We start from the raw sequence: 12,782 nt of genomic DNA on the forward strand, positions 1-12,782 counted from the left end.
ATTAGCTATGGGAGCACCAGTTTCAGGTGGTGGGGGCGTAGAACCTCCTTGGAAAGACCTATTTACAGATAAGGAATTTTCAGTAGAAGGTGAGGGAGAGGATCTTGATTTAGAAGAGCGTATCTCCGACCACGTAGGTTCTATATTAGACGAACAGCATGCTGAACATGGTATTCCCGAAACTAATGCTTCCGAAGGGATGAATAGTGACTTGCAAGGCAGGGTACAATCAGAGACTCAAGAAGGATTTTTTAGAAATATACTATCTAGAATTCGTCAAGCAGTTCACAGGCTATGGTATACTAAATTAGGAACACCGCGTTTTTCAAAAAGTCGATCTTTTTCTAAAAGTTACTTGGCGCTGTTTAATGAAACAGAGTTGCCGGAAGAAGCTATCAAAGAAGCTAAAGCTGCCCCAGAAACTACAGCGGGGTGTTGTACGTCCATAAGACAATTTTTCTTAAAAATTTTTGAGAAAATGTGCTTCAGTATCTGCAGAAAAAAAGCAGAATCTTCCATTGATTTTTGTGGTATAGATCTTGAAGGGCCTGAAGTAACTGTGGCGTTGGCCTTGATGTTGCGTATGGCTTGTAAATGGTCTGCAGAAAAAGAAATCTTCTATAAAATAGGAAATCATGAATATAGTTCCTTAACAGCATTGGGAACAGCTCCTATGGCAAGCACTGTAGAAGCTGGGGTGATCTTGTCGTCTTTTTACGATATTATGAACGGCGAGCAGGTGCTAGACCCCTTAGCTACAGTTCGAGGAATCACAAAACTCTCCACTCTACCCTACAATGAGAAAGTAAGGTGTAAAGATGCTGTAGAAACATTGGCACAAGCTGATGCTGATTCCGATTACACACTTGTTTTAGATTTAGCCTCTCGTCTCGATGTACTCGCAAGTAAGGGATATGAAGAAACAGTTATCGTCAGACAAATTCTTTCTTCTTTGCGTTACACTCATACCACGTTAATGGCAGAATATCTCGACTTATGGACGAGTGATATCGAACACACGGATCTTGGAATTCCTACCATCAATTATGAGTTGGTAAGCAATATTGTTGAAGCTAACCTACCTGCTTTAGAAGAGGATTACCGAAGTAATCCTCGAGAATATGAGCAAAAACTTAACGACATGATACGAAATTTTTTCTTTTCCTATCAAACAAAGTAAGAGAAGATAAATAAATTCTATTGGAATTCATACTAGAAAATCTTTAGGCATAGACTAACAGCTCTAGGGATCTATTTTCCTCGAACAAAAATAATGCAATAATATTTCCTCTAGAGAATAAGCAAGAAAAACGTTAGGGCTTTGTTCTCCTATGATGTTAGATTTGCGATTTTCTACAGACTATTATTTGCGTGTTATCGAACTCGCTATTCGTGATGAGTCTCGGATTCTTGTTTATAATAAAAAACAACGTCTTTTAGAAACTTGGCCTATAAACACCGCTCTTTCTTCGGATCAGGATGCGATGAAAGAGACCATCCAAAAAGTTATTCAAGAGCTTTTTTCCCGCTCATTAATTTCGTACGCTCTGTCAGGAAGACTTCTTTCTATTATCGATATGCGCCTACGTCAGGAACTGCCTTACACTCGTATTCTCTATAAGATATTTCGCAAAGATACTTTTGAAAGAAAGACGAGCATCGTCAAAAAGCTCCTAAAGTTAAAGAATATCATTTTCCTAGAACGCCAACGTCCTTTAAATAAAGTTTCCAATGTAGCAAGCGCCGTATTTGCAAAAGAGAAAACGAATTTTTCTTCCTGGGAAGATTTTACCCATGATGTGGAAGTCCGTTCCGAGAGCGCTGATGTACGCTTGTCTGTAAAAGAGATCATGACTGCAGAGTCTTCTTCTCAAGTGATTATGGAAGCTTTAATGACATTTTTAGAGAGCCAGGCAACTTATCTTCCCTTAAGCTTAGAACTGCTAGATCAATTCGTTGCTGAGAAAGCTGCTCCCTTGCAGACTTTGTCAGAAAGAAGCTTTAAGTTATTGTCAGAACTCAAAAATCTCTACGCACTAAGTCGAGAAGATTTCCAAGCAGTCATCGGGGGAGTCATCACAAACTCTCTTTCTGATATGTTGACTAACTCATTGGTAGGTTCTCTATTATTCACTCCACAAGGGAAAGCTATGGTGAATACCTGGCAAGAGGTCGCAGAATTTTCCCCGAAGGAAGCAAACGCTGCTCAAGGATTCCTTGCAGAAATTCTTCGGCGTATCGTATCAGAAGATCTAAAAACTGCAGCTACAGTTGTCAATGAAGCGACTCCAGAGCAAATCGGAAGAATGTATAGCATTCGTGACTGTAGCCCTGGACTATGGTTGAAAATGATGCAGATGCTGCTTATGCGCTGGCTTTTAGATTTCGATGAAAAGGTCTATTCTTTATTGAAAAAAAGTATTAACTATTACACACCAGAACCAACGCTTTGGCAGCAAATCTTGTGTATATTTAAAAAATTCTAATATTTTTTATGCTGTTGTGGGGAGTGTTCTCGACTCTGGAGATGAGAGCGCTCTAGTTATTTTTTCTTTTACAGTTTTTTCAAAGGAAAATAACGCACAACAATGTATACTTTCCTCCATGGTTCCTTTTCGTCTACATCATTTATACACACTACTCAATGAGCTGTATACCACACCTATTGGTGAGGTTAATCGTGTAGCTCTATATTTTAAACAACACCGTTCTTTAGGCTCTAAAGATCGTCAGTGGATCAGTGCTCGTGTGTTCGCTATTCTTCGTCATCGGCGGCTGTTAGAAGCTCTGATTCAACGAGATAATCAGGAGATAACTCCAGAAACTTTAGTGGCTAAAGTAGAAGAAGGAGCTTTAGATGATATTGAGAAATATCACGACCTCCCTTGGCCGGTAAAGTATTCTGTCTCTGATGATCTTGCTACATGTTTGACAGAAGATTACGGCCAAGAACGCGCTAAGGAACTCGCGGAGATTTTTCTTAAGGAAGCTCCCTGTACTATTCGTGTGAACACACGAAGAACCTCAGTGGAAGATCTACAAAAGTGTTTAGAATATCCTAGTGAGCTGGGATCCGTACCCGGGGCACTGCGTTTTGCTAAGCGTTATCCCTTGCAGCATAGCGCAGCATTTCATCGTGGTTTATTTGAAGTCCAAGATGAATCTTCACAAAAAATTACTCTAGATATTCCGATAAGCAAAAAGGATCGTATTTTAGATTTTTGTGCCGGAGCTGGTGGGAAAAGTCTGATTTTTGCTGAGAGGGCGCATCATGTTGTTTTACACGATAGCCGAAAGGATATTTTGGAAGAGGCAAAACAGCGTTTACGTAGAGCAGGATTTAGAAATTTCTCTATAGGCGAGCAACATCTCAGAAAAAATAGCTTTTCTATTGTAGTTGTTGATGCTCCTTGTACAGGAACGGGGGTATACCGTCGTCATCCGGAAAAGAAAAGCCAGTTTTCTAGGAAACTACTCACGACATTCTCATGTGTGCAAAGAAAGATCCTTAGAGACGCTGTCCGTTACGTCAAACCCGGAGGTAAGCTTGTCTATATTACCTGTTCTCTCTTGTCCGAAGAAAATGAAAAGCAAGTCGCTTTTATGAACTCTTTGGGGTGGGAAGAAGCACATCGTATGCACACCACTCTTTCACCAGAAAGCGGAGACGGCTTTTTCTCGGCTCACTTTGTTCGTAAGCGCAGCCAAGTTTCTGTATAGAGTTGCGTGCTTATCTCTTATTCCATGTTCATGGTGAGTACCATAACTCTATGTTTGATAATGACTAACAATAAGTTATGACATTCTCCCGATGCCTCTGGAAATTTGTCAAATTGCAACAAAATATGCAGAAGATTTAACGGATCATTCCAAATTTCTGGTCGCTTTAATGCAAGAATTACCTGTTTTAGAAAGTGAACATGTTGTTCTTCTCTCACTACTTTTGGATCTTTCCAAAAGTACCAAGAAGATGATTCTCGATCCTCGTTTCTAGAAATACATAACGTAGTAGATACGGGAACCTTAGAACTTTCCTCCCCAGATCCGACTATAGGCAGAAAGATAAAAGCAAATAAGCCGCAAACGAGGTATTTATACATGGTATTCCTTGTTATTACAATAATCTACCCGAGTAGTTTATGCAAAAATAAGGTTTTTCATAAGCTAAAAGAAAGAGTTGTATTATAGGTAATATCGAGAGGATTTGCGCCGGTGTACTCGAGTTTTCCTATAGTAAAGCAGAACGAGTGTTAGAACAATATACGTTCTATATGAAGTCATTACACGCTTAGTATACAAACGGATTTTCTGTCCAATAGAGGGATGAATGGCATCCGCCGCATATAAAGGTTCAGCACGGACTCTTTCCCCAGAAATATTGCGAAATACCCAATGCCCGAGAAGATCTCCCTTGTGAATAGGGAGTTTTGTTGCATGAGGAACAAAAGAGAGTGTTTTAGGCTCCTCACCCTCAGAAGCATAGAAATCATAATAGACTCCATGAGGTAGAGGAATAGAGATTTTCCCTAAGAGGCCGAGACGTAGGGTATATTTTTCTGTAGGAGGAATGAGGTACCTTCGTAGCGGTTGCTCATTGAAAACGCCTTCGCATAAAGCGATAACATCTTCATAAAGTTCGCTCATAACAGAGTAACCAGCAGCTATAGTGATAATAGATCGACCATGTTTTTTCGCTGCAAAGACGAGGTTTTTCCCTGCATCTTTTGTTGTTCCTGTTTTTCCCCCTAAAGCAGGAGGGTAGTAATAAGTAGATCCGGGAAGGATCAGCTTATTTGTAAGATTGAGAATTCTCTCTTGGCTGAGATTCGTAGGAGCCATTTTGTAGTTGGTCGTTCGGATAACCTGACGGAATAACGGCTCTTTTAATCCCTCGCGCATAATACGTGTTAAATCACCTGCTGTTGTGTAGTGATTGGGGTGATGTAGGCCATGAGGATTATTAAAATGGGTATGGGCGCAACCAATTTCCCTCAAGAAATCATTGAGTTGTTTCATAAACTCTACGACAGATCCTGAGCACGCGATAGCCAGAGCATTAGCCGCATCATTGGCTGAGCAAATCAATAACGCATGGAATAGATCCCAGCCGGATACCTCTTCTTTATTTTGTAGCTGTATTGTTACACCATCAGTCTCTAGCCAATGCGGAGGACTGCGGTATCCTGATTGTTTTTTTGCTTGAGGAGTGATTGAAGCTATGGCGTCCGGCTTTACTATAATAAAGCGATTTAAAACATCTGGGTGCTTTTTCAGGATAAATAGTGCGGTCGCGATTTTGGTCATGCTCGCAGGATAGATTCTTTTATCTATATCCTTAGCATAAAGTACTTTACCTGTTTCTGCATGCACAACCGCCACTGCATTTCCTCGTGTTTCAGGAAATACTATGTGTCCATACAAAGGATGTGTAAACAATCCTACCAGGAAAGGAAGCAAGGCAAATCTAAAAAAAACTCTTATCATCTTAGGGGTTTTGATAGCTTGTTACTTAGATAGGAATCTTCAAGCAAGTCCGAGAAAGCTCTTGACGCCTCTTAAAATAAAGAATTACCATAAATGAGAGGGAAAACGTTATGAGTTTGGATTTTTTAGAGGATTTTTACCGTCGTTCTATTTATAACAAAGAAACGGCGTTTCCTGAGGGCTTTATGGATATAGCCGATGTCCTGTCTCATTCTGCGTCTGAACTTAAAATGGACTCTATTAAAGAGCTTCCTATGAGTAATTTCATCATTGCAGAATCCGCAGATAAACTCACTTTATTTAATGCAGATTTTGCTGTTTGGTTAGTCCCAGAGATAGTTCAAGGAGAACCAGTCACTCGAGGATATATTGCTTTATACCATTCTAAAGGAGACTATACTCCAGAACTGGCATTTCAGGCTTCCGGAGAGTATAACCAATCCACGTTGATTCTCGAAGCACTTCAGATATATCTCCAGGATATCAAAGATACCGAAAGTATGTTACGCTCTTTCCGTTTTAATCAAGATTGACTAATGATTGTGGATTTTCAGATGTACAATATTCGCATCCTCGTGCCTTTCATACTGAAATTCATCCACCGAGTTTTTTGCTAAGAAAATTCCTAACCCACCGAGTTTTCGCTGATCTAAAGGTAAGTGATCTTGAATATCAATAGCTGCAGTTAGAGGATTAAAAGAAGGGCCGTGATCTTTAATGGTGACATGCAAGGCGTCTTTGTCTCCATTGCAACAGATGATTATAGATCCTGGAGTTGGCGCTTCTTGGTATGCATAGGAGATGATATTCACTAGTAACTCTTCACAAGCTAACTCTAATTTTAAAAGCTTTTCTTTTGGGAATGTTTTGAGTTGTTCTGTCCCTTTAACGAAGTCTAGCATATTGTGAAGTTCACTAAGGAGTGCCGGGAAGACTGCTTCTCCATCAGAAGAGGTCATAATATACCTGTTGAACTATAGTCTCAGCTAAATGAGCGTACAGCACACGCCAGGCGCTCTTAATAGCCTCATTATGCATTTCAAATTGACCTAAGGCAAACTGATGAGCATTCACTACGCCTAAATCAGGTTCAAAATCAAAAGAGACTGATTTTTTTGCTATACAGTCATCGACTATGACTTGTCCCGAATGTCTGTCAATAAGTTGTACTTTCGCAGACAAGGATAAGCGCCCCTCGCTAGAAACAATAAAATGTCTGGGGGTTTTATCACCAATTTTATTTGGGGCATACGTAAAACCTGTATTCTCGTCAACCTCATTCAAGAGTTGCACTTTGAGCAGGTAGCGAGCGCAACTTTCTCCATTGCGTACAGGGAGAGAACGCTTCCCTAATTCATACATGAGAGCTGATGTCAATTGCCCTAGAGAGTCCTTATCAATAGGAGAAAGATAAATGCCTTCAGAGAGTATTGAACGTCCTAAATCTGATAAAGTACCTGAAGAACGTAAAATAGAATATCCAGAGCAAGAAGATAGTCCTAAACCGGACAAACAAGAAAACAGCAAAAAAAGTACAATACGCATAGAAAATATCTTAAAACTAAGAAGAATGCTTTGTTATTCTATTTAGTCGTTTATGACACTTAGCTACTAAAGATGACTCAGGATAGTTTTCTATAGCGGTAGCATAATAGATACTTGCTGCATGAGGCTTCTTCTTTTTCTCATAAAATCTTCCTGTAGAGTATAGCCCTGAAGCATAACGCTCACACATAGCGCGTACATTCGCAGCAACAACGCTATTTAAAGGATGATTAGGGTGCTGCTTGCCTATAGCTTCTTCATTAATCTTTGCAAGGTTTAAATATTGCAAGTTATGAGGTTCTTTTTGTGCCTGCATAAGATAAATCTCTGAAAGACGCACAAAAGATTTTGGAGATAAAGGATGAGCAGAAAATTGTAATGTTAGCTTCTTAAATGTCTTAATCGCTTCGGGAAGATCTTTTTTAGTCACAAGAAGGTCCCCTTTAAGATACAAAGCCTGAGCTCCTAGATCTTTATTAGGGAAAGCCGTGAGGATCTCGTCATAAATACGTAAAGCATCCGCGTCGGCATTCGCAAGTTTAGGAAACCCTTCTAAAAGGAATACGTGTTTACGTTTTCCTTGAGCGAAGCTCTTTGCTATAGCATATTTCATTAAAAACAATTCTTCAGAGTAATCAGCGTCAGGAAGTTGTAAATACGCGGAAAAAACTTTTTCAGCTAAATCTGGTTGATCATTTTTAAAGTAACAAACTCCCGTTAAGTATAAAGCTTCAGAATATAACGGATCTTGTGGGAAGTGGTGTGTAATCATGCCAAAGCAAAGAAAGGCTTTGCGATAACGTTGTTGTTCTAAATAGCGCTTTCCTTCGGAAAGATATTCTTGCGGAGAGTACTTAGGTGTAAACTTTTGAGGAGATAATTTGCCAGAAAAAGGCTCAAAAGAAATCGGTCTGGCATAGCAGCCAGAAGATAAAAGTAGTAACAAAACAACAAACTGTAAAACAGATTTCATAAATCCGGCATGAAGCTACGATAACAAAACGTTATCATAGAAAAGAAAAAGAGAATTTGTCAAATCCGTTGTTTTTGTTTTATTTACAAAATATAATTTTTTTGTTTGATAAAACATTTTTTTATTTAGTAAAATAAATAAAAAGGTTTTTTATGAAAAAGTTAGTTTTGTACTTTGGTACTTTTGTTGCATCTCTTTTTTGTGGAGTTTTTTTATGGGACAATGTGCCTTGTGCACATAAAGCCATGCAAGTAACCGCAAATTATAGCATGGATGTTTTTGAAAAAAGCTGCAGGTTTGTCCGCAAGGTGTCTGGATTTGAGAAGTTACGAGTTTTTGAGAGAAAACTTTCTCCAGAGCAAGTCTTGACTTTCTTTCCTGAACATCAAGAGGGTAAGGCTACTGTAGAGTTGATTTTTGTCCCTCATACATTGATGCATGTGCGTTTCTCCCGAGAAGATGTTGTTAAGAAAACCATGGTGAGCCAGGAAGGAGATATCCTTTGGAGTTTAGCGAATGGTGAAATGGTCCTGAATACCGGGACATGGAATTGTTCTAAAGGATTTAGAGAGTGCTTGATGCTAAAAGCTGGCAAGCAAGACGTAAATGTTATGCAAGCTTTGGCAAATCTGGGAGGAGCAGCGTCTAAGGAATCTCTAACTCACGCTTTATCTATGAAAAATATCCGAGCAGATAAAGTCATCCGAGCCTGTCAAAAAAAGAAATTGATTTTCTCTATGGGAAGTCAAATAGGTAGCCATTTCCAACAACTTCAACCAATTAAAGGTTGTACAACAACGATCCAGTCGTCTCCAGTATGGCTAAGAAAACCTCGAGGGTCCTCTATTGTATCCCCACAGTTTTCAGAAGATCGTATCAGTAACCTTGCTGAAATGATTTTCGGAGATAACTTCCTCATATTAGATAAGGTGGTTGTTTATGTGCCTGTATATAAGGTGTCACTGGTTGCTGCAGATAATAGTATCCGTATAGAGTATATTAATGCAGTCACAGGTAAGCCATATCAGGATATTTAAACAGCAATGAATCGAACAGGAAGTTGGGAATTTTCCAAATCTTTTTGAAGACCACTAGTATCTTCAGCGACAAAATAATCAGAGTCCGGAGAGATAGAGGCTACACGTTCATTATTTTTGGTAAAAACTAGAGAGAGTGCGCGAGATCCAGGATATTTGCGAATGATTTGTTTTAACGTACATAAGTGGCTATGGCGTAGTTGCTCAAGATCTAAAGATAGCTTAACTGTGGGCACCTGAGACTTGTGATCAGTAGACTTTGACATGGTTGATGTTTTCCTCTGATTCGCGTCTTTATTAGTTTCTAAATTTAAATACGACATTTTCTGCATTTGACTTTTGATTTTATCAAACATATCGTCGCATTCTTGAATGAGATCTTCATTAATAAGAGACAGGTCTCTCATCCATCGGCAAGATAAGCGTAGAGATTCGCTACGTTTATCAATAGATAAAATAGCGTAAATTAAACGATCTTCTTCTAGAAGCTCTTGCTGCTCAGCATACATTTCTGGCCATATCGGCAGTTCATAAGAATCTACGCCATCGCTAACACGTAATAAAGCAAATTTTCTTTGGCCTTTTGAGGAAATCCGTGTCGTTACCTTATCAATAATAAATATTGTCCGAATTACTGCTCCATGAGGGAGATTGTCAAATTCTCCAGGACTTACCACCGAAAGCCGAGGTAAAATATCTTTAACAGCATCCATGGGGTGCTCAGTAAGGTAGATCCCTAAAAGTTCTTTTTCCTTCTTAAGTATTTCTTTTTTTGATCTACGGACAACATCAGCTGCAGGAGTTAAGGTGATAGGATGTTTTTGATTCATAGTATTTAAAGAAAAGAAGGTCATGACACCAGTAGCTGCCTCTTTCTTTTCTTTAGATATACTATCGTATAGGGATTCTAAAGTTGCTTGAGCGACGTCTCTATCTGGTTCAAAAACATCAAAACATCCCGCATCAATTAAGTTTTCTGTATGTTTTTTAGTAACTTTTTTTAAATCAGAGCGTTGAATAAAATCTTGAATACTTTGATAAGGACCGTGTTTCTCTCTCTCTTCTATAATACTTTCTACAAGGCCCTTCCCTATACCTCGGATGGCCCCCATAGCAAAACGAATGCCCTTATCTGTAGCAACAAAATCAGTTCCGGATTCATTGATATCAGGAGGAAGGATACAGATATCCATGCTATGCGCTTCATGGATCAGTTTCCCTACCTTTTCAATATCGTCAGAATCACTGGTAAGAAGAGCTGCCAACCATTCTCTAGGATAGTTCGCTTTGAGATATGCAGTTGTATAAGTGATTAACCCATAAGCAGCCGCATGAGATTTATTAAATCCATAAGAAGCAAACTTTTCCATTTTATCAAAAATAGTCGTTGCTAGATCAGCATCAATACCATTTTTGCATGCTCGTTCACAAAATCTTGTTCGCTCTTTGAGCATTTGATCGATGTCTTTTTTCCCCATAGCACGACGTAAGACATCACCCTCTCCCAAGGAGTAGCTTGCTAAAGAGCCGGCAATTTGCATAACTTGCTCTTGATAAACCATAATCCCATAGGTTTCTTTGAGAATGCTCTCCATCAAGGGGTGATCATATTCTATGATCTCTTTCCCGTGCTTTCGGTTGATGAATGAGGGAATCATGTCCATAGGACCTGGACGATACAAAGCACCTATCGCTATGATTTCTTCAAAAGAATCAGGACGGAGATTTTTTGCTAATTCCTGCATTCCTTTGGATTCCATTTGGAATATACCCATAGTCTTCCCTTGATGCAAAAGAGCAAATGTCGTTTTGTCATCTAGGGGTAGAGATGCCATCTCTAATAACTTTCCCGTTTTCTTTTCGATTGCACGAATGGCTATGTGGATACTAGTTAGGGTTTTTAATCCTAAGAAGTCTACTTTAAGCATGCCTACACTTTCCACCGGCTTCATGGAAAATTGTGTGGTGATCATGGTAGAGTCTTTAGAAATACAAATGGGTATGTGATTCGTTAGGCGATCTCCACAGATGATCACTCCAGCAGCATGCACTCCTGTATTGCGGATAGATCCTTCTAGACGCATTGCCATGTCGATAACTTGAGCCGCTTCAGCATCGTTGGTATACAATTCGTTTAGGTGAGGGTCTGTTTCTAAGGCTTTTGCTAACGTAGTATTCAGCTCTGGAATATGCTTGGCAATGTGGTTAACCTTAGAAAGGGCAACATCTAAAGTTCTACCCACATCTTTTACAGCCATTTTGGCTTTCATAGTTCCAAAAGTAATGATCTGGGCAACGTTATCTTTCCCATGACGTTCTATTGCATAGTTAATAACGCGTTCACGTCCTGCCATACAGATATCGATATCGATATCAGGATAGGATAACCTTTCTGGGTTAATGAATCTCTCAAAGAATAAGTCAAAACGAATAGGTTCTATTTCTGTGATTCCCAATAGGAATAACATAACAGAGCCTGCTCCAGAACCACGACCAGGACCTACAGGAATACCATTATCTTTTGCCCAATAGATGATGTCCCAAACGATCAGTAGGTAGTCACACATCCCTTTAGGAATGATGATAGACATTTCCATTTCTAAGCGTTCTTTGACTAATTCTAAGGGATCGCGATCAGGGAATTTTTTTGAGATATGAGCAAGCTTTTCTGGAGTGTATTTTGTGGACAAGCCTTTTTCACAAAGTTCTCGAAGAAAAGCTGAAGAAGCTGCGTAACGCTCTTCTTCAGTATAGTTTGGCTTATCTTTTAAAAAATCAGGAACATAAATAGGGTAGTGTTTGCTTGAAAGATTTAATTCTAGGTTGCACTTATCAGCAACTTCTAAAGTATTAGTAATCGTTTCAGGATGATCGGCAAATAACATTGCCATTTCTTCAGGGGATTTAAAATAATATTCCCTACTACGGAAAGTTTTTCTCTTGGGGTTGGGGATATAGGTATTCTGCTTTGCTATCCTTATGGTTTCTCCTAGTTGGACATTGAGGAGAATCTCATGAGCTAACCAATCATCAGCATGAATATAGTGAATATCGTTTGTAGCTACCGATCGAATGCCTAAACGTTTACTTGCATCTAATACAGCTTGATTTACCTTTGTTTGGGAATCAATAAACTGATAATACTCATGTTTCAACCATTCTTCACCCAGAGAAGCTATTTTCTCCTCAGACATTTTATGCAGTTGGATTTCACTGTAAAAATCTTCCCCGAATAAATTTTGATACCAGCGGAGATCTTTTTCTAGAGCCTCTTCTGATTCTAATGCCGCTTGTGCTACAGAACCAGAAAGACACGCGGATAAACAAATTAACCCCTCAGCATGTTGGCTAAGAAGGTCCCTGTCTATTCTAGGAAAATAATAAAACCCTTCAGTAAAAGCTAAGGAAGATAATAGACAAAGATTACGATAGCCTAGTTCGTTTTTACATAACAGAATGAGGTGATTGGCAACGCGGCTTTTTTTCTCTTTCTTTTTATCAAAACGTGATGAAGGAGCGACGTAGATTTCACAGCCAATAATAGGCTTAATATCGTTTTGTTGGCACTCTTTGTAAAACTCAATCGCTCCGTAGAGATTCCCATGATCTGTTAACGCTAAGGAAGGAATTTGATACTCTTTTGCTTTTGCTACAAAGCTCTTAATAGAGCTTGTAGCATCTAGAATAGAGTATTGAGAATGACAATGAAGAGGTATCCAAGTCACAAGTAACCTTCGTGTCAA

Annotated in this window: 11 protein-coding genes; 5 read left to right on the forward strand and 6 right to left on the reverse strand. The window is 39.2% G+C overall.

Annotation, left to right across the window (positions count from 1 at the left end; genetic code table 11):
• Window positions 1-7 precede the first annotated feature (7 nt).
• From G5O_RS05485 to G5O_RS05495, 3 genes are all read left to right on the forward strand, one after another.
• On the forward strand, window positions 8-1,180 hold the full coding sequence (locus G5O_RS05485; RefSeq protein WP_006342739.1) for a TmeB family type III secretion system effector: 1,173 nt from the start codon (window positions 8-10) through the stop codon (window positions 1,178-1,180).
• 151 nt (window positions 1,181-1,331) lie between these two features.
• On the forward strand, window positions 1,332-2,486 hold the full coding sequence (locus G5O_RS05490) for a hypothetical protein (protein WP_006342740.1): 1,155 nt from the start codon (window positions 1,332-1,334) through the stop codon (window positions 2,484-2,486).
• Window positions 2,487-2,604: 118 nt separating this feature from the next.
• Entirely contained in the window at window positions 2,605-3,720 is a 1,116-nt protein-coding gene (locus tag G5O_RS05495; protein WP_006342741.1) for an RsmB/NOP family class I SAM-dependent RNA methyltransferase, read from the forward strand.
• A gap of 17 nt (window positions 3,721-3,737) precedes the next feature.
• On the opposite strand, the gene G5O_RS05500 is transcribed toward G5O_RS05495, so the two are convergent.
• Window positions 3,738-4,100 carry a hypothetical protein gene (locus G5O_RS05500; protein ID WP_006342742.1) on the reverse strand — a complete coding sequence of 121 codons (363 nt, stop codon included), beginning with the start codon at window positions 4,098-4,100 and terminating at the stop codon, window positions 3,738-3,740.
• An 82-nt stretch (window positions 4,101-4,182) separates the two neighbouring features.
• Window positions 4,183-5,484: a D-alanyl-D-alanine carboxypeptidase family protein gene (locus tag G5O_RS05505; RefSeq protein ID WP_013462583.1), complete on the reverse strand. Its 1,302-nt coding sequence runs from the start codon at window positions 5,482-5,484 to the stop codon at window positions 4,183-4,185.
• A 110-nt stretch (window positions 5,485-5,594) separates the two neighbouring features.
• On the opposite strand from G5O_RS05505, the gene G5O_RS05510 reads away from it, so the two are divergent.
• Window positions 5,595-6,017, forward strand: a complete 423-nt coding sequence (locus G5O_RS05510) for a hypothetical protein (RefSeq protein ID WP_006342744.1) — start codon at window positions 5,595-5,597, stop codon at window positions 6,015-6,017.
• On the opposite strand, the gene G5O_RS05515 is transcribed toward G5O_RS05510, so the two are convergent.
• The 3 genes from G5O_RS05515 to G5O_RS05525 are packed head-to-tail and all read right to left on the reverse strand — an operon-like array spanning window position 6,018 to window position 8,002.
• Window positions 6,018-6,443: an ATP-binding protein gene (locus tag G5O_RS05515; protein WP_006342745.1), complete on the reverse strand. Its 426-nt coding sequence runs from the start codon at window positions 6,441-6,443 to the stop codon at window positions 6,018-6,020.
• Window positions 6,430-7,029 (reverse strand): globin family protein, encoded by a 600-nt coding sequence (locus G5O_RS05520; protein ID WP_006342746.1) that lies wholly within the window; start codon window positions 7,027-7,029, stop codon window positions 6,430-6,432. The genes G5O_RS05515 and G5O_RS05520 overlap by 14 nt, the downstream gene beginning before the upstream one ends.
• Window positions 7,030-7,045: 16 nt before the next feature.
• On the reverse strand, window positions 7,046-8,002 hold the full coding sequence (locus tag G5O_RS05525) for a tetratricopeptide repeat protein (protein ID WP_006342747.1): 957 nt from the start codon (window positions 8,000-8,002) through the stop codon (window positions 7,046-7,048).
• A 152-nt stretch (window positions 8,003-8,154) separates the two neighbouring features.
• Between G5O_RS05525 and G5O_RS05530 the strand changes: the two genes are divergently transcribed.
• A complete protein-coding gene (locus G5O_RS05530) occupies window positions 8,155-9,039 on the forward strand; it encodes a hypothetical protein (protein WP_006342748.1) in 885 nt (294 codons plus the stop codon).
• Here the strand turns inward: G5O_RS05530 and dnaE are convergent.
• Window positions 9,036-12,764 (reverse strand): DNA polymerase III subunit alpha, encoded by a 3,729-nt coding sequence (dnaE, locus tag G5O_RS05535; RefSeq protein ID WP_006342749.1) that lies wholly within the window; start codon window positions 12,762-12,764, stop codon window positions 9,036-9,038. The two genes, G5O_RS05530 and dnaE, sit on opposite strands and share 4 nt — an antisense overlap.
• Between the last annotated feature and the right edge of the window lie 18 nt (window positions 12,765-12,782).

Source organism: Chlamydia psittaci 6BC (genome assembly GCF_000204255.1).
GTDB classification, from domain to species: Bacteria; Chlamydiota; Chlamydiia; order Chlamydiales; family Chlamydiaceae; genus Chlamydia; species Chlamydia psittaci.